At 52.5% G+C, this 21,204-nt stretch carries 20 protein-coding genes; 11 read left to right on the forward strand and 9 right to left on the reverse strand.

Features of this window, described 5'->3' with window-relative positions; all coding sequences use genetic code 11:
* Positions 1–76 precede the first annotated feature (76 nt).
* The gene (locus tag HNQ57_RS04200; RefSeq protein ID WP_184461366.1) at positions 77–694 is read left to right on the forward strand and encodes a class I SAM-dependent methyltransferase; all 618 of its coding nucleotides are present in this window, start codon (positions 77–79) and stop codon (positions 692–694) included.
* 52 nt (positions 695–746) lie between these two features.
* On the opposite strand, the gene HNQ57_RS04205 is transcribed toward HNQ57_RS04200, so the two are convergent.
* Positions 747–1,415, reverse strand: coding sequence for a 2OG-Fe(II) oxygenase (locus tag HNQ57_RS04205; RefSeq protein ID WP_226968229.1), 669 nt, complete (start codon positions 1,413–1,415; stop codon positions 747–749).
* A 209-nt stretch (positions 1,416–1,624) separates the two neighbouring features.
* Here HNQ57_RS04205 and argA point away from each other — a divergent pair, with 209 nt between their 5' ends.
* Positions 1,625–2,935: an amino-acid N-acetyltransferase gene (argA, locus tag HNQ57_RS04210; protein ID WP_008252594.1), complete on the forward strand. Its 1,311-nt coding sequence runs from the start codon at positions 1,625–1,627 to the stop codon at positions 2,933–2,935.
* A gap of 1 nt (position 2,936) precedes the next feature.
* A complete protein-coding gene (locus HNQ57_RS04215; RefSeq protein WP_184461368.1) occupies positions 2,937–3,662 on the forward strand; it encodes a 16S rRNA (uracil(1498)-N(3))-methyltransferase in 726 nt (241 codons plus the stop codon).
* Here the strand turns inward: HNQ57_RS04215 and HNQ57_RS04220 are convergent.
* From HNQ57_RS04220 to pilG, 6 genes are all read right to left on the reverse strand, one after another.
* Positions 3,659–4,129, reverse strand: a complete 471-nt coding sequence (locus tag HNQ57_RS04220; RefSeq protein WP_184461369.1) for a hypothetical protein — start codon at positions 4,127–4,129, stop codon at positions 3,659–3,661. The genes HNQ57_RS04215 and HNQ57_RS04220 overlap by 4 nt on opposite strands.
* Positions 4,126–9,483 carry an Hpt domain-containing protein gene (locus HNQ57_RS04225; protein ID WP_184461370.1) on the reverse strand — a complete coding sequence of 1,786 codons (5,358 nt, stop codon included), beginning with the start codon at positions 9,481–9,483 and terminating at the stop codon, positions 4,126–4,128. The genes HNQ57_RS04220 and HNQ57_RS04225 overlap by 4 nt, the downstream gene beginning before the upstream one ends.
* A 40-nt stretch (positions 9,484–9,523) precedes the next feature.
* Entirely contained in the window at positions 9,524–11,557 is a 2,034-nt protein-coding gene (locus HNQ57_RS04230) for a methyl-accepting chemotaxis protein (protein WP_184461371.1), read from the reverse strand.
* 49 nt (positions 11,558–11,606) lie between these two features.
* On the reverse strand, positions 11,607–12,146 hold the full coding sequence (locus tag HNQ57_RS04235) for a chemotaxis protein CheW (protein WP_184461372.1): 540 nt from the start codon (positions 12,144–12,146) through the stop codon (positions 11,607–11,609).
* Between the two features lie 29 nt (positions 12,147–12,175).
* Positions 12,176–12,538, reverse strand: coding sequence for a twitching motility response regulator PilH (pilH, locus tag HNQ57_RS04240; RefSeq protein ID WP_184461373.1), 363 nt, complete (start codon positions 12,536–12,538; stop codon positions 12,176–12,178).
* 91 nt (positions 12,539–12,629) lie between these two features.
* Positions 12,630–13,025, reverse strand: coding sequence for a twitching motility response regulator PilG (gene pilG / locus HNQ57_RS04245; protein WP_184461374.1), 396 nt, complete (start codon positions 13,023–13,025; stop codon positions 12,630–12,632).
* Positions 13,026–13,270: 245 nt separating this feature from the next.
* Here pilG and gshB point away from each other — a divergent pair, with 245 nt between their 5' ends.
* Genes gshB through ruvX form a run of 4 tightly spaced genes read left to right on the forward strand, consistent with a single transcriptional unit; the run spans position 13,271 to position 16,205 of the window.
* A complete protein-coding gene (gene gshB / locus HNQ57_RS04250; protein ID WP_184461375.1) occupies positions 13,271–14,239 on the forward strand; it encodes a glutathione synthase in 969 nt (322 codons plus the stop codon).
* Positions 14,232–15,110 (forward strand): energy transducer TonB, encoded by an 879-nt coding sequence (locus tag HNQ57_RS04255; protein ID WP_184461376.1) that lies wholly within the window; start codon positions 14,232–14,234, stop codon positions 15,108–15,110. The genes gshB and HNQ57_RS04255 overlap by 8 nt, the downstream gene beginning before the upstream one ends.
* Positions 15,111–15,156: 46 nt before the next feature.
* Positions 15,157–15,726 (forward strand): YqgE/AlgH family protein, encoded by a 570-nt coding sequence (locus tag HNQ57_RS04260; protein ID WP_184461377.1) that lies wholly within the window; start codon positions 15,157–15,159, stop codon positions 15,724–15,726.
* Positions 15,727–15,785: 59 nt separating this feature from the next.
* The gene (gene ruvX, locus HNQ57_RS04265; protein WP_008252618.1) at positions 15,786–16,205 is read left to right on the forward strand and encodes a Holliday junction resolvase RuvX; all 420 of its coding nucleotides are present in this window, start codon (positions 15,786–15,788) and stop codon (positions 16,203–16,205) included.
* On the opposite strand, the gene HNQ57_RS04270 is transcribed toward ruvX, so the two are convergent.
* On the reverse strand, positions 16,202–17,365 hold the full coding sequence (locus tag HNQ57_RS04270) for a PilT/PilU family type 4a pilus ATPase (protein ID WP_184461378.1): 1,164 nt from the start codon (positions 17,363–17,365) through the stop codon (positions 16,202–16,204). The genes ruvX and HNQ57_RS04270 overlap by 4 nt on opposite strands.
* A gap of 37 nt (positions 17,366–17,402) precedes the next feature.
* Positions 17,403–18,437, reverse strand: a complete 1,035-nt coding sequence (locus tag HNQ57_RS04275) for a type IV pilus twitching motility protein PilT (protein WP_184461379.1) — start codon at positions 18,435–18,437, stop codon at positions 17,403–17,405.
* A 164-nt stretch (positions 18,438–18,601) separates the two neighbouring features.
* Here HNQ57_RS04275 and HNQ57_RS04280 point away from each other — a divergent pair, with 164 nt between their 5' ends.
* The 4 genes from HNQ57_RS04280 (at position 18,602) to HNQ57_RS04295 (ending at position 21,159) form a co-directional block, all read left to right on the forward strand.
* Positions 18,602–19,315, forward strand: coding sequence for a YggS family pyridoxal phosphate-dependent enzyme (locus tag HNQ57_RS04280; RefSeq protein WP_184461380.1), 714 nt, complete (start codon positions 18,602–18,604; stop codon positions 19,313–19,315).
* 120 nt (positions 19,316–19,435) lie between these two features.
* Positions 19,436–20,254, forward strand: coding sequence for a pyrroline-5-carboxylate reductase (gene proC, locus HNQ57_RS04285; RefSeq protein WP_221301586.1), 819 nt, complete (start codon positions 19,436–19,438; stop codon positions 20,252–20,254).
* Between the two features lie 5 nt (positions 20,255–20,259).
* Complete coding sequence (locus HNQ57_RS04290) at positions 20,260–20,847, forward strand: YggT family protein (protein ID WP_184461382.1); 588 nt, start codon at positions 20,260–20,262, stop codon at positions 20,845–20,847.
* Positions 20,848–20,859: 12 nt separating this feature from the next.
* Positions 20,860–21,159, forward strand: a complete 300-nt coding sequence (locus HNQ57_RS04295; RefSeq protein ID WP_184461383.1) for a DUF167 family protein — start codon at positions 20,860–20,862, stop codon at positions 21,157–21,159.
* Positions 21,160–21,204: the final 45 nt, after the last annotated feature.

Raw genomic sequence — 21,204 nt, forward strand, 5'->3', positions numbered from 1 at the left:
CAAGCGCCTTATATTGGCTAAGGTGCCCAGCTTAAGGTGTTTTACGCCACCCCTTTACCGCCACACCGAGTAAACCATGACCATTGCGCTCCCCCTAGATATGACCGACATCAAAGGCTTTTTGGCCGACGACGAAGCCGAGGCTTTGTATCGTTATGCGCTGAGTGTGGCTGAACGCGGGGCCGTACTGGAGGTGGGCAGCTACTGCGGTAAATCCACTATTTATTTAGGCCTCGCCTGCCAGCAAAAGCAGGGCGTTGTCTACGCCGTCGACCACCATATTGGCTCAGAGGAGCATCAGCTCGGGGAGATGTTCCACGACCCCGAACTTTATGACACCAGCGAAGCGCGCTTTGATACGTTTAACGCGTTCCGACGCAATATCCGCCGCGCGAGATTAGAAGATACGGTTGTGCCCCTCGTCGCGACCTCTGAAGTGAGTGCCCGCCACTGGCAGACTCCGTTGGCAATGGTGTTTATTGATGGCGGCCACAGCCTCGACGCCGCGCTCTGCGACTACCGCTGCTGGGCCACACACATTATGAAGGGTGGCATACTCGCCATTCACGACTTATTCCCAGCGCCAGAAGAAGGTGGCCAAGCCCCATATGCTATTTACAAATTGGCCTTGGCCTCGGGTCTATTTGAGGAGATTGCTCGCGTTAACACCCTAGGCTTACTCCGCCGGCTGTAGGCTTTTTAGGAAGACGTGCGGCGCAGATGAGTCGCCACCGGCCCACCGCTCGCTAGCGTGGCGGGTCAATATGCGGGCCAAGACTCGCATTCACCCTAAACCAACCCGCAATGCTATAGCGCAGGCGATTAGCCGCGGTGACCTCGTGGGGGAAGCGATCACTGAGAAACACCACCACGCTACCCATCAGCGGCGTTATTCTCGCAATGGGCTCTAGCGACGCACCTTGTTCGTCGCTGTACATGAGTAAGTGGCCGCCATCAGCCAAAGCCCAGCCCGGATTTAAATAGAACACCGTAGACAAAACTCGGTTGGTACGCCCTTTAAAAGCATCGACATGTTTTTTGTAAAATGCACCCTCGCAATAGCGCGAAAAATGGGCCTCGTAATCAAATAAGCCCATAAAAAGCCGTTTATTTAAGCCTAGGCGCAATTGCTCCATCCACGCTAAATAACTGGCCTCAACAGGGTCTTGGTTCGACAACCAACGAATTTCATCTTTGCGTACAAAAGGGTTAAGTTGAAACTCTTCAGCGCGCCCCACCCCCGCGGCCTGGAAGACCTCATCTTCAAAAGACGCAATCCGCAGAAACATGGCCTCGGTGATGCTAGGCGGCAGTGCAAGCGGCAAAACTGCGTAGCCAGTCTCGACCAAAGCATCCGCTATTTGATCAAAGATCAGCTCCGCATCTGGGGCTGATACTAATAATTCCGCCGTCACGCACTGCTCCCACAAAAAAGCGCCTTTGTAGCGCCAAATGCGCCACCTTGTCATCTATTAATTGCTAGCGCAGCCTTTTTATTTTGCTGCTCTGCGCGATACCCTGTGACCTGGAAATCCCTTAGTAAACTAAGCAGTGTAAAAATGGCTTGTAAGCCTATGACATTCCAAACAAAATAAAGCCATTAGCCATAACATACGCCACTGCCATGTCTGCACAAACCGATTACGTTAAATGGTTCCGCAACTCTGCGCCCTACATTAATGCCCATCGCGGTAAAACCTTTGTATTGATGTTTGGCGGCGAAGCCGTGGCACACCCTAATTTTGCCAATATTGTGCATGACATCGCCTTGCTCAATAGCCTGGGGGTGCGTCTAATTCTGGTACACGGCGCCCGTCCGCAAATTGAGCAGCGGGTCATGGACGCGGGCATAGAGAGCCGTTACCACAATGATTTGCGGGTCACCGACGATATTGAGCTGCGCTGTGTCACCGATGCCGCGGGTTCACTGCGCGCCCATATTGAAGCCCTGCTGTCGATGGGCGTGGCTAACTCACCCATGCACGGCGCAGCCATTCGGGTGTGTTCCGGTAATTACGTCACCGCGCGGCCGATTGGCGTGGTCGATGGCGTCGATTTCCGGCACACCGGCATGGTGCGCAAAATTGATGCCTCGGCGCTCCAGCAGCAATTAAATAATCAACATATTGTGATCCTGTCACCGATAGGCTATTCCCCTACCGGCGAGGTCTTTAATCTCACGGCTGAAGATGTGGCTGTGCATACGGCCGCCACCCTCAAGGCCGACAAGCTAATTTTATTCACCTGTGATGAGGGCTTGCTCAACAGCGATGGCCAGCTAATTCGCCAGTGTGAATACCGCGATGTCGACAGTGAACTGATTAAGCAGCCGCTACTAAAACAAGACAGTATTGTGCAGGCGGTGGTCGAAGCCGGAGATATCGGCATCAATCGCTGCCATATGGTGTCTTTCCAGCAAGACGGTGCACTACTGCAAGAATTATTCACCCGCGACGGCGCCGGCACACTGATTACTCAGGAGCATTACGAGCAATTTATGACCGCTGATATCGACGATGTCGGTGGCTTGCTTGCCATTATTGAGCCGCTGGAAGCCAAAGGCGTCTTATTAAAACGCTCACGCGAACTTCTCGAAAACGAAATAAACCATTTCAAAATTTTGGTTCGCGACGGCATGGTCGTCGCGTGTGCTGCGCTGTACCCGTATCCGGAACAGCGCAGCGGCGAGATTGCCTGTGTCGCCACCCACCCAGATTATCGCGGCGCCGATCGCGCCGAGCGTCTGCTTGAATTACTGGAAAAAGAAGCTCGCCAGCAGGGCCTAGACTCGGTGTTTGTGCTCACGACACAGACCGCACACTGGTTCCAAGAACAGGGCTATGTGGAGTGTAAAATTGACGACCTGCCCCCGGCTAAAAAGCAGCTGTACAATTTTCAGCGTAACTCCAAGGCCTTCCTAAAGGCGCTCAATTAAGATGCGGGTGCCCAGAGTCTATGTCGACCAGCCACTCACTGGTGGCGAGCTGAGCCTAGATGAGCGCGCTGCCCACTATGTCGGTCAAGTCTTGCGGATGCGCGCGGGACGGGAGCTAATACTCTTTAATGGTGACGGCAATGCTTATGCGGCGACCATTATTGAAGCCGCTAAAAAACACGTTTTATGTCAGCTCGACACCGCGCCTCAAGCAGCCATCGCCGCCTCACCGCTCAAAATTGAATTGGGCATTGCCCTATCCAAAGGCGACCGTTTTGATTTGGTCATTCAAAAAGCCACAGAACTGGGGGTGAGCAGTATCACACCGCTGTTTACCGAGCGTGTTGACGTCAAACTCAGTGGCGAACGACTAGAGAAAAAACAGCGGCACTGGCAGCAAATTATGATCAGCGCCTGCGAGCAGTGCGGTCGCAATGATTTAGTCGCCATCAAGCCAGCCCAAGCGCTCGCGCAATGGCGCAGCGGTTTAACTGCAGAGTTAAAACTGGTGTTGTGCCCCGCTGTTGCTGGCGCCATTGCCGGTGACACCGCCAAAAGCATAGCGCTCTTGGTTGGCCCTGAAGGTGGTCTGAGTGATAGCGAAATCGATCACTGCTTAGCGCAAGGCTTCGCCGCGCTGCAGCTTGGGCCTAGAGTGCTACGCACTGAAACTGCCCCCATTGCGGCAATCAGTATTCTGCAATACCGCTGGGGCGATATGGCTTAATCGGGTGTCGCTAGGGCGGCAATTATTTGCTGCTCCATATAATCCCAGTCAGGTATCGTCAAAGACTGTTCCACCAAGCGCACCACACTGTGAATCAAAGCTTGCGGCGGAGTTTCCAGCGGCTCTAAATCGGCACTAATCAAGCGCTGAATAGAGGGCATGCCACTGAGCGCCACCGCAAAAAACGGTAACTTAGCACGATTGCTAATGCCATAAAGCACCGCGATATGACGAATTTTCAAGTCTTTTGGCAGCACGCCATCGCGCAGCCCCTCAAAGCTAAATACTGGTATATCTTGCTCTCGCCACGCCACAGTGCCGAGTATAAACGGCGAGGCAATAGCCGAGTTCAAGCCCCCCGCTATCGTGACCTCGGCCACAGTGGCATTAGGGACTAACAGCGCGCCATCCATCAAGGGCAAAACAATATTCGCCAGTACCGTAGACGTCGACTCTAGGGTATTCATACCGCCACCACTGTGGACGTCACGTCATCAATTGCCTTTAATAACTGGATTTCTTGATAAGGCTTGCCGAGGAAATTATGCACTCCCAAGCCAAACGCACGCTGTCGATGCTTTTGCCCAGTTCGCGAGCTAATCATAATAATCGGGATATGCTTAAGACGGGGATTACTGCGCACCCGATTTGCTACTTCAAAGCCGTCCATACGGGGCATTTCAATATCCAACAGAATAACATCCGGTAAACGCTCACTGTCTTGCAGCTGATTCATCGCGTCTAGGCCATCTCTGGCGAGGGCAACTTCCATTTGCTGGCGAGCCAATAGCCGTGAGGTAACCTTGCGCACGGTCACTGAGTCATCAACCACCATCACCAATCGATTATTGCTCTGCTCAACTTGCGCTACCGACTCGGTATTATCCGTTAGTAACTGCCTAGCGGTATCGGCACGGATACTGGCCAACATATCGAGTATTACAACCACGCTGCCGTCGCCCAGCACCGTCGCCCCAGACAAACCCGGCACCGCAGCAAATTGCGGCCCCAAGGTTTTTACTACCACCTCACGAGAACCCAATAGAGAGTCGACCTGTACCGCCGTCGCAGGCTCGGCATTGCGAATGAGCAGCACTGGCCGAGGTTCGGTCTGTCCTTCCAAGTTAGGCACTTTGGACGCTCCCAGTAAATTGCCGAGGTAGCGTAATTTATAGTCCTGACCCGCGTATTCAAAATCCGGCCCGTTATCCTGGTAGTAAACATCTAGTTCATAGGGGCTGACCCGCACGATCCCTTCGATATTATTGAGGGGCACCGCAAAGATTTCGCCACCGACACTGACCATCAGGGCCCGGTTAACCGAGACGGTAAAGGGCAGGCGAATTTCAAACCGCGAGCCTTGGCCACGACTGGTTTGAATGTCTATCGCGCCGCCCAACTGTTTAATTTCGCTGCGCACCACGTCCATGCCCACACCGCGACCAGAAATCTGCGTGACGTTGCTGGCGGTAGTGAAGCCCGCGTGAAAGATATACTCCAACAACTGCCGCTCAGTGAGTTCGGCATCCGTGCTCACCAAGCCCAAGGCTTCAGCTTTAGTGCGCACCGCGGCCAAATCGATACCCGCACCGTCATCGTTAATGACTATAACTACGTCGCCACCTTGACGGTCGAAACGCATAGTAATTTCACCCTCGGCGTTTTTACCCGCCGCGACTCGTTCAGCAGGGGATTCTATGCCGTGGTCAACCGCGTTGCGAAGCATATGTTCAAGGGCCGGAATAATGCGCTCAAGCACCCGGCGGTCCATCTCGCCTTCGGCGTTATACACTTTAAAATCAATAGGCTTATCAAGTTCACTGGCGACCTGACGCACGCCACGCCGCAGGCGCGGCACCATGCGCGCAAAGTGAACCATCTGCGAGCGCATCAGGCCCTCTTGTAACTCGGTATTGACCCGAGACTGCTGTACCAACAGGGTTTCCATATCTCGGCTTTTTTCAACCAAGGTGCCCCGCAAGTCGGTGAGATCCGATGCCGACTCAAGCAAGGAGCGCGATAACTGCTGAAGCTGGGAGTAGCGGTCAAATTCTAGGGGGTCAAAGCCATCGGCGCCTTCGCTCTCAACCTGCTCCTGACGAAAGACAATCTGCGCTTCGGTTTCAATGTCCAAACGTCGCACTTGCTCTTGCAAACGCTCGACGGTGATTTCCATTTCCTCAAGAGAGTAATGGATCTCACTCACCTGTTCTTCAACTCGGCCACGGGCAATCGAGGTTTCCCCAGCAAGATTAATCAAACGCTCCAGCAAAATCGAAGGCACTTTAATCATTTCTTGCGGAGCACGGCCGCCGCTATTGGCCAATCCACTCGCCGAGTCACTCTCTACCGGCGGAACTTGGCGACCAGTGACATTACCGGGTAATAGCTCGGCTACTTGGCCCAGCACATCGTCATCGCTGACAAGCGCAGGCAGCTCATTTTCTACGGTATTCTGCGCAGCCGCATCGGCCGCGCCAATACGGCCAAGCTCTTTAACGAGCTGATCTTGAAAACCCTGTAGGGTGTTGAAAAACGCATCGCTGCCGCTGGCAGATTTTGTCACTGCCGTCGTTATCGCTGTTTCAAAATCATGGCTGAGATCGCCAAGTTTCTTTATGCCTGATAAGCGTGCGCCACCTTTTAAGGTGTGCAGATAGCGCTGAATATCGTCAAGCTGACGCTGGTCTTCGCGGTTTTCCGAAAACTGCTGAATGGCTTCGTCCATGCCCTCAATCAGGTCATGGGCTTCTTCCATAAATATTTCGATTATTTCTGGATCGACATCACTCTCGAAATCCGACGCAGGCTCCGATACTGATGCAGCTTGCGGCGCAACTGACACCGACACGTCCTCGAGAGTCTCCTCTCCAGACGCATTCGGTTCCACAACGGACAGTTTGGCACCGGCCTCAAAGTTGCGTATTTGGTCAATAAGGCCGGAATTTTCTAGCACGGTCTGCTCACCGGCCAATTGATTCAGGTATTCCATTAATTGATCGAGTGCAGCGTCCAACAGCGCAATAAAGTTCTGCGCAATTGGGTCTTGCGCATGACTAAGCAAGACCTGCACTGCTTGTGCAAGTTCAGCAATCGCTTCGCTATTAATCTCTTCCGCACGCTGAGCAAAAACCCCCATCACTGGCGCATAATCAATTAATTTTGCCGCTCGCAATTCTGCCGGCTCACTCAATAAATCACTTAGGGCTTGAATGCTGTCGCTATTACTTGCCAAAAACGCGTTTAGCGCACCTGGTGCCAACTCGCCACTATTGTCTCGATCTGCTGAGAACTCAGCTTCATGAATCAGCTGCACAGCCAAACTATTAATACGGCGGACTAATTCATCGGCGGTGTTTAAGTCCGCGACCGGCGTAGAAGCCATCTCAGCAATCGTCGCCCGCACTTCGCGAATAACATCAGACATCAACGCAATTAAGCGCTGTTCAGCGGCAACGCGCATTGAACGCAGTTCTTTTACCAGGCCCTCAAGCGGCGTGATGATGGCCGCTATCGGCCCAACCTCGGCCATTTTTGAAGAGCCCTTGAGGGTGTGTAAAGCGCGCTGCACATCGTCCGTCAGCCGCACCGGATAACTGTCGACACTCTCAATATAGGCTTCTAGAACGCGGAGATGGTTATCGGCTTCGCCGATGAAAACAGCAATCAAACCCTCGTCATCACCGCTCGCGCCAGCGCCGACAGCACGTGGTAACTGGCTATCGGTGAGCGCCTTGGCCAAGCTCATCAAACCATTCACAACCGTACTAGAAATCTCACGCCCTGCCGCCAAGGCCGTGGTCATCTCTGGCAGTAAATCAATGATCTGATCAATTAACACCAGTCGCGCTTGGTCCATATTCAGACGACCATCGACGACTTTATTCAACATCGCTTCCACTGACCAAGCCAATTCCCCGAGCTGCTCAGCCCCCACCATACGGCCACTGCCTTTGAGGGTGTGAAAAGCTCGGCGCACTGTAACCAAGTGCTCAGTAGAACCAAGCTCGGCGTGCCACTGAGGCAAGGTTTCAGTTAGTAGCTCAAGAACTTCTTCAGCTTCTTCTAAAAACACCTCAAGAATATCTGGGTCGAGTTCAAGAGTGGTGCCAGCTTCTTGGGCCTTGGCTGCAGAATGCCTGCCAATAACATCAGGGCTGCCACCTGAGCGTTGACTAGGCCAGTTCAACACGTTTGCTGATAAGGCAGTATCTGCGCCCGCAACCGGGTAACCTAAGCGCGCCACCCCGAGCTGAGCACCTGTCAACAAGCCCTGATCAGCGTACTGCCGCCCCTTGGCACTGCGCTCTAAATAATAATCGACCGCCGTTAGCGAATCGGCCAGTGCATCCAACATTTGCCACTGGGGCACGGTCTGCCCAGCAATGATTTCATTGGCGATGTAATCCGCACAGCTTTCAAGTATCGCGGCTGAATCAGTGTAATCCGCCGCAGTTAGCTCGTTTGCCAAGTCCTTGAGCTGGCCGGGAACACTGACTAAATGACTGCTTTGCCACTGCTCAGCGACATAGACAATAATTGCTTCCTGAGCATCAAATAATACCGCCCTACTTTTCTTGGCTACCGCAGCATGGGCGTCATCGGTAACCGACGGCGCCACATTGGGTTCAGAAGGCTCCGCCTCAGGTTTCTCGGTTAGGCGCTCGGCAAGCCGGCGCAGAGAATTCGCCAGACTTTGACTCCCCCCGGCACTCAAGCCCTGTTCTAAGCCATCTGCAATTGCCCTTAGGGAGTAAAGTGGTTCGATCATGCCCACAACAGCCAAGGTATCGCTAAGCTGCTTGCAGCGTTGGCTAATTTCTACGTGGTTAGCATCGCCTGAGAGCAGCTCGGCAATACTGCGCAACTCCCGTTCAACCACGCTTCGTGTCTCAATGGTAAAGGCAAGTGACACTGCCCCAGTAGTCTCTTGCTCATCAAAGACACCCTGCAAATTGTGTCTTGCGAATACCTCGGCAATATACGGCGTCTCGGCATTGCTACTGGCCACATAAAAGAGAATATCTTTAAATAAAGAGCGACCTATTTTGCGATCACTGGCCGACGCACCCAGCTGAGCAAAGGCCGAAAGTTCAATTTCGAGGCGTGCCATTAAATCCCGAATAGCAAAGTGACGCGCTATCGACTTATTGGCCAAGCCTTCAATTAATGCGAGCGCCGCTAACCAAAGAAATTTTTGTTCCTTGCCCGCACACAGCTTTGCCGCTCGACCACACACTTTACCGAGGTAAACGAGGTTTTGTTGATCGTCGCCGCCACGGATGTAGGCTGCCATGGCAATTTGGTACATTTTCAGCAGTTTGCCAGCCAACTCTAAAAAAGTTGCTTCAGGCAACTGTTGATGCCGTTCGCCATCGTCAGCCGCCAGTGCCAAGCGCGGGTTAAATAACACTGATGACGATAAGAGCGGGTTACCAGTGGCCGCGCGTAAGTCGTTAAAAATAATAATTAAGGATGCCGGTAGCTCGCGCTGAGAATCACTTAAACGCTGCAAATAGGTGGGTAAATCACGGGCGCTGTTCAACACAGCTTGAACGATATCGGTTTGTGAGCGAGGCATGCTGCCATCTTGCAAAGACAGCAGTGCCCCCTCCATTTCTTCCAATAACAAGGCCGGGCCGCTGAATTCAATCATCCGCAAGCTGCCCTGCACTTGGTGCAGTATTGCCGTCGCACGCTCCAGAGCCGCTTCATTTCCGGTGAGCAGCACGTCCTTGAGCAACAGTACACACTGGCCTAGGGATTCCGCTATTTCTCCGGAAACCCATTCCAGCGCGATATAATCTCGGCGATCCGTCATGTCATTAAACTCTGATATTCAGTGCCCGCCTGGCTGGGCGCTAAGCCTGCTGCTCTGGCAAGGTAAAACCGGCAACTGAGCTACGTAAGTCGTTAGTCATCTCAGCCAGCGCACCAATTGAACGAGCCGTTTCCGTTGAACCCGCCGAGGTCTGCGAGGTAATTTCTTGAATAACCCGCATGGTCGAGGAAATTTGTCCGGCTGACGTTGCCTGATCGGCAGCAGCGCTGGAGATATTTTCAATTAGCTCTGCCAGTTCCTGAGATACCGCTTCGATTTCGGTCAGGGCTGTACCCGCATCTTGAGCCAAGCGCGCGCCGCGAACCACTTCCGAGGTCGTTTGCTCCATTGAAATAACTGCTTCACTGGTATCCGACTGAATGGTTTTAACCAGTGCTTCAATCTGCTTTGTTGCGCCAGATGAGCGCTCAGCGAGGCGCTGAACCTCGTCGGCAACCACCGCAAAGCCGCGTCCGGCGTCACCAGCCATCGAGGCCTGAATCGCGGCGTTCAGTGCCAAAATATTGGTTTGATCGGCAATGTCGTTAATCAAGGAAACAATATCACCAATCTCCTGAGTCGATTCACCAAGCCGCTTGATTCGCTTCGAGGTTTCTTGAATCTGCTCACGAATATTATCCATGCCTTTAATGGTGTTCTGTACCACTTCTGCACCCGTGTTGGCGATGGCTACCGAGCGCTGCGCCACCGCGGCAGATTCCCGCGCATTGGAAGAGACTCGGTCAATGGTAAGCGCCATTTCGGTGATCGCGGCGGAAGCACCAGCAATTTCCTTGGCCTGGCTTTCAGACGCCTGAGCCAGGTTCAAGGCCGTAGACTGGGAATTCTGCGCGGCCGAAGAAACCTGTACCGCAGTTTCGTTGATCTGCGATACCAATACCCGCAATTGGTCGATGGTGTAGTTAATCGAGTCGGCGATGGCACCGGTAAAGTCTTCGGTTACCGTGGCGGAGGTTGTCAAATCGCCGTCGGCGAGATCGGCGAGCTCATCTAACAAGCGCAAAATCGCCGTTTGATTGCGTTCATTCGCGTCGGCTGTTTCACGCAAGCGTAAATTAGTGCTGCGCATTGACTGCCAAGCCAAAAGGCTCAAGGCAACAAGAATTAAACCGACAAACATCATTGCCGTCGCAACTGACCAAGACCGCTGTTCATCAAGCGTGGCAATCTCGGCAGATAACTTACTGGTGACCAAGGTGATTTGTGGCACGTTCGCTGCTATCAACGCAGCCGCTTCCGACGATTTTAAGAGCTCAGGCGAGACCTGAAAGATCTCTTCCATCGAGCCACTGATCATTTGGAAGGAGGTCGACATTTCGGTGAGTATTAACCGCGCATCTTTATTACTGACTTTATCAACGCCAATCGCACTATTGCCGCCGAGCATGCCTCGCAGTACCGTGGCAAACTCACTGGCATCAATCGTAAATTGCTCTGCGGCTAAGGTCGCGGCATCGGTGCCGCCAATCATTTTGTCAACATTACGCGCAATACGCTCTGCCAACCAAGACTGGCGCTGGGCAATGGCAACTTGTTGCGCTGACACGCCGGTCTTTAGAAAAATTTCAACGAGTTTATTGTTGCCCACTTGCAGCTGAGGAATCAGCCTATTGAGGTTTTCGGCGACCTCGTAGAGAAAAACAATCCGCTCGCGGTTGTTGACGATGGTTTCCGTTGCGCTATTCACTTGCGCCCACAGGCGATTGAGTTCATCGACATTACTGCCTAACAGTGCAGCAGGAGATGGCAGGCTTTTACTGCCCGACACCAATTGGCTGCGCGCTGTTTCAAAATTTCGCTGCGCCCGCGCCAAAGAGTCAAACTGACTCTGATCGCCCAATGCCGCTTCGCGGGCATTATTGGCCAACTGCTGAGCATAAAGCCGCATTTCGCTGGTGAGCTCTAAATAACGCTGATCATGATCGGCGTCTCGTAGGATGATATACGTGTTGAAGCCCGCGCCAACAAAACCTACCAGCATAAATAAGACGAGAACACTGACTGCACGGCTGGTTCGTAGTCGCGCCATCGCTCCTTGATTACCTGCTTTCATTTACCCCAACTCCCAGCATTTAAAATAGATGTGTTAATAGCTGCCTTATTTAAGCGGCAACCGTATAAAAGTCTGTGTCATTAATTAATTGGCTTGGTCTGAACAGTGCCCAGAAACGATCTGCGTGCTCATACGCACCTTGAGCGTATTTCGCCAGCCGCGCGCTGGCATGAACCGAATCAAGACGGTATTGATCTACAGGAAAATGCTGCATGCCAAAGACATTATCAACGATCAAACCAAGATAGGTATCGCCTTTCTCAATAACCAAAACGCGACGCTGACGCTGTTCGGTGGCTTTGGACTCACCAAGAAAAACAGTTAAATCGATAAGCGGCAACAATCGGCCGCGAACATTGGCGACGCCCCTCACCCAAGGCTTTACCCCGGGTAAGCGAGTACTCGCGGGCTCAGTAAGCACTTCGGCGATATCATCCATGGCCGCCACGCAGTAATGCTCTCCCAATAAAAAGCCAACGCCACTCCAGCTCGCCGCCGCGCGATCTCGGCCACTGGGTAAACCACCTATTCCTAATTGGCAGCGACGGGAGAGTTCTACTAAATAATCAAACGACGAGGTGTCAGACATACTTCCGTTCACCGTAGTTAATTGCGCATTTAATTAAGTACGGCATCAATCGCCTTCAACAAGCCTTTACTGTCCACCGGTTTTGTCAGGTAGCCCTTGGCACCTTGGCGCTGGCCCCATAGCCGATCTGTTTCCTGATCTTTGGTCGTGACAATAATAACGGGGATACCACTGGTCTCGGGATCGCGACTTAGCTGCCGAGTCGCCTGAAAGCCATTTAAACCGGGCATGACAATATCCATCAAGACCACATCTGGCATTTCTTGTTTAGCAAGCGCAATCCCTTTCTCGCCGCTTTCAGCCGTCAATACCTCGTAACCACTCTTATTGAGAATTTGCGATATTTTAAAAATTTCAGTCGGCGAATCGTCGACTATTAAAACCCGTGGCATATTGCTTCCCTCGCTAGCACCGCGCGAATACGGCACATAACACGGCCAAAAGCAGTGGCGTATAGCCCAGCTCCAGCAGTGAGTCTAACAATTATTGCGCTTGCGCAATCTGTACGTGGGTCTGAATTGCCTCGAGCAACTCGCCCTTACTAAATGGCTTTGTAAGGTATTGATCTGAACCAACAATACGGCCTTTCGCTTTATCGAACAAGCCGTCCTTACTCGACAACATAATGACCGGCGTCGACTTGAATTCAGTATTATTTTTTATCAAGGCGCAGGTTTGATAGCCGTCTAAACGCGGCATCATAATATCAACAAAAATGATATCAGGTTTAGTATCAGCTATTTTTGCCAGAGCATCAAAACCATCAACCGCAGTAACAACTGTACAACCTTCTTTAGCGAGCAAGGTTTCAGTGGTTCTACGGATAGTCTTGCTGTCATCAATAATCATAACCTTTAAACTAGAAAAATTGACTTCCATAGGTAATGCGAACCTTTTGCAGGTTTCAATTTATGCACTAACATTTCCTTATTCGAGCGCACACTCATTTGATTTTTACACGGAATCCGCTCCAACACCATCATCGCAAAGTAGATCACTAATGCAAAATTGCCTGAACTTGCGATAATGCGCTATTTTAGCGGTATTCTGTGAGGGCTAATTATTAGCTCAGCAGGCCCGTATAAGAAACCCCTTTCCGCGAAGTTTTCGACATAGGTATCAAAATGACAATTAGTTTGGGTGTTGTAATGGATCCCATTGATCATATTACGTACAAAAAGGATTCTACACTCGCCATGTTGTGGGCTGCCGCTGAACGCAATTGGCAAATACATTACATGACCATTGCCGACTTATACGTCAGTGGTGGCCAGGCCCGTGCCACCAGCCGTCCACTCCAGGTATTTAAAGACCCCCAGCATTTCTACGAGCTAGGCGACAGCAAAGATATCAGCCTCGGCGAACTCGACGTTATTCTGATGCGCAAAGACCCGCCGTTTGACAATGAATTTCTCTACGCTACCCATATCCTAGAGCTGGCCGAAACGCAGGGTGCCTGGGTGGTCAATAAGCCCCAGAGCCTCCGCGACTGCAACGAAAAACTATTTGCCCTGCAGTTTCCACAGCTCGGGCCTGTCCACTTGGTTAGCCGGGATCAAAAACGCCTGCGCGCCTTTCATGCCGAGCATGGCGACGTGATCATGAAACCCTTAGACGGCATGGGTGGCAGTTCTATTTTCCGGCTCCGCGCTGACGACGCCAATGTCGGGGTGATCCTGGAAACCCTCACCAATCACGGCCAAACCACCATTATGGCCCAAGTCTATGTGCCGGAAATTAAAGATGGTGACAAACGTATTTTGTTAATTGATGGTGAGCCCATACCCTATTGCCTTGCCCGCGTCCCCGCCAAGGGTGAAACCCGTGGTAATTTGGCCGCTGGCGGTACCGGCCGCGCCCAAGCCCTCAGCGACAGCGACCGTCGCATTGCGGCTGAAGTCGGCCCCATTGCCAAGGCAAAAGGCCTACTCTTTGTTGGCTTGGACGTTATTGGCGAATATCTCACCGAAATCAATGTCACCAGCCCCACCTGTATCCGGGAAATAGACGATCAATTCGGCACCGATATCGCAGGCCAGCTTATGGATTGCATCGCCGCCAAATTAGCTGTGTCGGCCCCAACGCATGGGTAATGAGCTTGTATTTATTGAGGATCAGCCGCCACCAGAGCGGCTTGGTTTTATCATTATCGTCGCCACTGCCATGCATTTGGCCGTTATCTTGGGCTTAAACTTCGCCCCAGCAGATGCCCGTATAAAACTACCCAGTCTGGAGATCACCTTAGCGCAATACCGCAGCAAAGACGCACCTGCCGAGGCCGATTATCTTGCCCAATACGATCAAATCGGCAGTGGTAGCCTCGACCAAAAAGCCGAACTCCGCAGTATGTCCGACAGCGCTTTTCACGACGCCACCGCCAGCGAAAGTGCGCTTAAACTTGCCAAAAATACCCCTCAGCACGCACCGTCGCCGGAGCTGACGAGTACCGCGAAGAACACCCGTAGCAGCACCGAGCGCAATACCCGCATGGTTCTGCAACAGCAGCAATGGCAGGGCAGTGACGACAGCACTGAGTTAAGCGACAATATTGCGTCTTTGGAGGCTCAACTCGACAAGCTTAATCAGTCTTATGCACGGATGCCGAGGCCAAAATTCATTACGTCAGTAGCCACCAAAGGCTCGCCGGACGCCCTCTACCTCAATCGCTGGGAACAGCGAATAGAAGGCATTGGCAACGCCAATTATCCAGAGGAAGCACGGCGCAAAGGCATAGAGGGCGAATTGCGCTTGTTACTGATGCTGATGCCCGACGGCCGAATCGACGAAGTGCGTATTCTCAGTAGCTCGGGCAGTGCGGTACTCGACCAAGCGGCCCATCGTATTGTCCGGAAAGCCGCGCCCTATGAGGCCATTCCCGCCGAGGTTTTAGATGGAAAAAATCGCCTCGGTATCGTTCGCACCTGGCGTTTTGAGCGCCAAGGGCTAAAGGCCAGCCTGAACTAAGGGCTTTATTCTTGTGTTTACCACAACTTAATCCATACTCAGTAACATGAACCAAAGTGCCTTCCCGTCATTCAAAAACCACTTCCTTATCGCCCTTCCCGGCTTGAGGGATGGCATCTTTACCCACAGTATTACCTATCTTTGTGAACACGATGATCAAGGCGCCATGGGCATTGTCATTAATCACCCTCTCGGTATGGAGGTAGACGAAATACTCGAACAACTTGAAATTGACGGTCAGATTTTTGACCATCGCGAACCCGTATTCGCCGGTGGTCCGGTGCACACTGATCGCGGATTTGTCCTTCACCGCCGCGACCATCAGCACTGGCAGGCCAGTATTGAAGTTACTGACACCGTCGCGCTGACGACCTCACTGGATATTCTTGAGGCCATTGCGCTTAACCGTGGCCCCAGCCAATGCCTAATCGCGCTTGGCTACGCCGGCTGGGACGCTGGCCAGCTAGAAGAGGAAATTCAAAACAATACCTGGCTGACCCTACCTGCCAGTGAAGAAGTGCTATTTAATGTGCCCTCAGATCAGAAAGTAGACGCGGCGCTGGCGGCGCTGGGAATTACCTTCAGCCAACTTGGCTCGGACAGCGGTCACGCCTAGCGGGTGTTCTCACCACTGAAATATGACCAGAACGCCACCCTTCTTAGGAACAGCGACCCATGACAGCAAAACCCCAAACCCTTATCGGCTTTGATTTTGGCCTGCGCTGGATCGGCTGTGCGGTGGGTCAAACCCTAACGGGCACCGCCTCACCACAGGGCGCCGTCACCGCCAAAGACGGGATTCCCCGCTGGGAAGATATCGACAACTTATTTGCAACCTGGCAACCCAATGCCATTGTGGTTGGCCTGCCACTGAATATGGATGGCAGTAAATCAGAGATGTCTCACCGCGCCCGCAAATTTGGCAACCGCCTTCACGGCCGCTTTGGTCTGCCAGTGCACTTTGCCGATGAACGCCTATCTAGCTTCGAAGCCAAAGGCGATATTATTGCCGACAGCGGCTCCCGCGACTTCAAAGGACAAGGCGTCGACAGCCGCAGCGCAGTGATTATTTTAGAAAGCTGGATGCGGGGCTAGCGCCGCCTAACATTATTGCCCGAGCTCGGACGATTGTCGTTCTCGTCTTCCTGCATGCTTAAACCACCGGCTAGCGACTTCATTTTTTCTGGGTCATTGTCCGCTCCAAGCTTAATCAACAAGCGTAAATCATTGGCCGAATCGGCGTGGGCAATTGCATCCTGATAGGTGATTTCGCCAGCCAGATACAGGTCATAGAGGGCTTGATCAAAGGTTTGCATGCCCTGCTCGGTGGAAGTGCGCATTAAGTCCTTAATGCCCGTCACATCGCCTTTACGAATCAAGTCGGAGGCCAGCGGTGTATTCAGTAACACTTCAACACAAGCCCGTCGCCCCTGACCATCACGGGTAGGGACCAACTGCTGGGCGATCATTGCTTTGAGGTTTAGCGACAAATCCATCCACAACTGCGGATGCCTGTCCGCGGGGAAAAAATGGATAATCCGGTCTAATGCCTGGTTGGCATTATTGGCATGCAGAGTACACAAACAGAGGTGCCCGGTTTCAGCAAAGGTAATCGCTTGCTCCATGGCCTCTCGGGTTCGAACCTCGCCGATCATGATGACATCGGGCGCTTGGCGCAGCATGTTTTTCAAGGCAACTTCAAAAGACTCGGTATCAATACCCACTTCGCGCTGAGTTACAATACAGCCGTGATGCTGGTGCACAAACTCAATAGGGTCTTCTACCGTAATGATATGTCCACGCGAGTTCTCGTTACGGTGACCAATCATTGACGCCAGTGACGTCGACTTACCGGTGCCGGTAGCACCAACAAAAACAATCAGCCCGCGCTTGGTCATTGCCAGTTCTTTAACAATCTCTGGCAAGCCCAACTCATCGCTAGTCGGTATCTTGGTCTCGATACGCCGCAGCACCATGCCCACCAAATTGCGCTGGTAGAATGCGCTAACCCGGAAGCGGCCAATGCCCCGAGAGCTAATGGCAAAATTACATTCTTTGTCCCGCACAAACTCCCGGCGCTGTTGATCGTTCATCACTCCCAGTACGACTTCTCGCGCTTGCTCGGGACTCAAAGCATTGCTGCTCATGGGAATCATTTGGCCATTAATTTTAATCGACGGCGCCACCCCCGCCGAAATGAATAAATCCGAGGCACCTTTATCCTGCATAATCTTTAGCAGTTTTTCTATTTCCACTTTGCCATCCCCAGGCTACGTCGTTTTATTCGCGCCATTAGAAGTTTTCCGGGAAACGCGCTTTCAAACGAGCCGCATCGCGGTTGATCTTGCGCTTAGCCAATAGCTCTTTCAAACACTGATCCATGGTCTGCATACCCAGCGCGGCGCCCGACTGAATTGCCGAGTACATCTGCGCCACTTTGTCTTCCCGAATCAGGTTACGAATTGCCGGGGTACCAATCATGATTTCATGAGCGGCTATTCGACCGCCCTCGGGCCGCTTCAACAAGGTTTGCGAAATAACCGCCTGTAAAGATTCCGACAGCATCGAACGCACCATGGATTTTTCATCCCCAGGGAAGACATCGACAACCCGGTCAATCGTCTTGGCTGCTGAGGTGGTGTGTAAGGTGCCAAACACCAAGTGACCTGTTTCTGCCGCAGTCAGGGCCAAACGAATGGTCTCTAAGTCACGCAATTCGCCCACCAGAATAATGTCAGGGTCTTCGCGCAGCGCCGAGCGTAAGGCCTCATTAAAGCCGTGGGTATCGCGGTGCACTTCACGTTGGTTAATCAGGCATTTTTTAGATTCATGCACAAATTCAATCGGGTCTTCAATGGTCAAAATATGGTCGAATTTATTGTCATTGATGTAATCGATCATTGCCGCCAAGGTGGTGGATTTACCCGAGCCCGTTGGCCCGGTGACCAAAACCAGCCCCCGCGGCAACATTGATATATCTTTAAACACCTGTCCCATGCCAAGGTCGTCCATAGACAAAACCTTAGACGGAATCGTCCGGAATACGCCACCGGCGCCACGATTGTGATTAAAGGCGTTTACCCGGAAACGGGCCACACCAGGCACATCAAAGGAAAAATCTGTTTCCAAAAATTCTTCAAAGTCCCGACGCTGCCGGTCGTTCATTATTTCGTAAATCAGGCTGTGAACTTCACGATGCTCAAGAGGCGGTAAATTGATACGACGGACATCGCCGTCTACCCGGATCATCGGCGGCAAACCCGCCGAAAGGTGCAAGTCAGATGCATTTTGTTTCGCACTGAAAGCCAATAATTCGGTAATATCCATGAAATTCCTCAAACACATCAAAACCGCACAGCACCGCCTGCGCAGGCAGCACCAGATTCAAAACCTTATAATGCGACGGCGCTGGCGTACAGCACAATGTTTTTATTTTGCCGTCCAAGGTCCTGAAAAGCGACGCTTAGACAGAGATCGGGCATAATCTCCCTATGACAACAGCCAATACCATAGTAAGTAATATAGCAGCGATTCAGGCTCGGATAGCGACCACCCATAATCTTTTCCACCCCAACACGCCGCAACCCACCTTGATGGCCGTCAGCAAAACCCGCAGCGCGGCCGAAATCCGGCTAGCGCTGGCGGCGGGAGCCCAGCATATCGGCGAAAATTATTTGCAGGAGGCCCTAGCCAAGCAAAGCGAACTTCAAGATCACGACATTTGCTGGCACTTCATCGGCCCCATCCAAAGCAATAAAACCCGCGATATTGCCGAACACTTCAGCTGGGTACATAGTGTCGACCGGGCAAAAATCATCTGCCGTCTTAACGACCAGCGCCCGCCACAGCTCACACCACTCAATATTTGCCTACAGGTCAATATTAATGACGAAGCCAGTAAAGCGGGCGCCGCCATTAATGAGATTTCGGCGCTGGCAGAACTGGCCCTAAACCAGCCCCGCCTGCGTTTACGCGGTTTAATGGCGATCCCCGCCAATACCCGCGATCCGGCGCAGCAACGCCGCAATTTTGCCGCGGTGCGCGAGCTGCTTCATACCCTGCGCCAGCGTTTCCCCGAGGCGCAACTGGACACCTTGTCGATGGGCATGTCTGGGGACATGGAATCGGCGATTGCCGAAGGCGCCACCATACTGCGCATTGGCAGCGATATTTTTGGCCCGCGAGCAGTGGTAAAGCCCGATTGAAGGCGCATTCACTGCCAGTATCAAAACAGGGCTGATATACTGCCGTCGGCAAATTCCCCGCGTCACCCTTAAGCGGTTGACAGCGTGCATCAGAAAACAAGGATCAACGTGGTGAGTACAATGCGTATTGGCTTTATCGGTGGCGGCAATATGGCCGCCAGTATCATTGGCGGCCTTGTGGCCAGCGGCTTTCCAGCCGAGCAAATCTGGGCCAGTGACCCAAATACCGAAAGCTTAGATAAACTCCGCGAGGTCGCTCCCGTGCACACCGGCAGCGACAATCACGCCTTAATTGCGGCGGTTGATATTGTCATTTTGGCAGTAAAGCCACAGATCATGAAAATCGTTGCCAGCGACATCGCCGCGAGTGTGAAGGAACAGCAACCGCTCATCATCACCATTGCCGCCGGTGTCACCAGCGGCAGTTTAAACGGCTGGTTAGGGGGCAATACCGCCATTGTGCGCTGCATGCCCAACACCCCAGCGCTCGTGCGCAGCGGTGCCACCGGTTTATTTGCCAACGCCAAGGTCAACGCCACCCAACGCGCACAAGCGGAGCAAATTCTGCAAGCGGTAGGACTGGCACTGTGGGTAGACAATGAAGCCCAATTAGACGCGGTTACCGCCCTGTCTGGCAGCGGGCCGGCGTATTTCTTTTTAGTGATGGAAGCCATGCAAGCCAAAGGCATGGCAATGGGGCTTAGCCCCGAGGTTGCCAAGCAGCTCACCTTGCAAACCGCGCTAGGCGCCGCGCAAATGGCCATAAGCAGCGATGTCGACGCGGCTGAATTACGCCGCCGAGTAACCTCACCCAAAGGCACAACTGAGCGTGCTATTAAGCTGCTGCAAGACGGCGGCTTGGAGGGTTTATTCAGCCAAGCCTTAGAAGGCGCTCGCCTTCGCGCCGAAGAACTCGCCCTTGAACTGGATGGAGAATAGTTTTAATGAGTGCTGTTAACGAAATTACGACACTGCTACTCAATACCGTGGTCAGCCTCGGTATTGCCTTGTTTTTAGTACGCATGATTTTACAGCTGGTGAAAGCAGACTATTACAACCCAATTTCGCAGTTTGTGGTGAAAGTCAGCAACCCCTTGGTGCTGCCGCTGCGGAAAATCATTCCCAGTGTCGGTAAAGTCGACACCGCCTCTTTACTGTTAGCCCTGCTGGTGCAAGCGGTTGGTATTGCCATTCTGTTTCAGATTTACGGCGGCCGCCTGCCCAATATAGGCCAATTACTTATTTGGTCGGTACTCGGCATTTGCAGCGCCCTGCTCAACCTCTATTTCTTCGCCATTATCGGCAATATCATTATGAGTTGGGTTGCCCAAGGCGGCAGCAACCCCGCAGCACGCCTGCTCTTTCAAATCACCGAGCCGGTCATGGCGCCGTTTCGCAAACTCGTGCCACCAATGGGCGGTCTCGATTTATCGCCGATATTTGTGTTTTTAATTATCAATGTGCTTGAGGTGCTACTGCGCCATATGGCGGCCAGCGCCGGCTTGCACCCGGCACTGGTCATGGGTCTATAAAACAGCAACACGGTGGTCAGCGCGCAGTACTACCAATGGCAGGATGACGATTTAATTTTATTCTGCCATATTCAGCCCAAAGCCAGCGCCAATGAATTCGCAGGTCAGCACGGTGATCGGCTCAAAATCAGAATTACCGCAGCGGCAACAGACGGTAAAGCCAATGCAAGTTTGATCGCATTTGTTGCCGCCGCCTTTGGCGTAAGCAAGCAGCGTGTAAGCCTCCGCGCGGGCAGTCAAAGCCGTCAAAAAACGCTGAAAATTCAGGCGCCGACGAGTATTCCCGAAGCCCTAGCCGACAACGTAAAATAAACGGCGCAATCCAGTACCAAGCCCAAGCACTATAAGGAAAATGGT

Origin of the sequence: Zhongshania antarctica, assembly GCF_014202945.1 — a bacterium.
In the GTDB taxonomy this organism is placed as follows: Bacteria; Pseudomonadota; Gammaproteobacteria; order Pseudomonadales; family Spongiibacteraceae; genus Spongiibacter; species Spongiibacter antarcticus.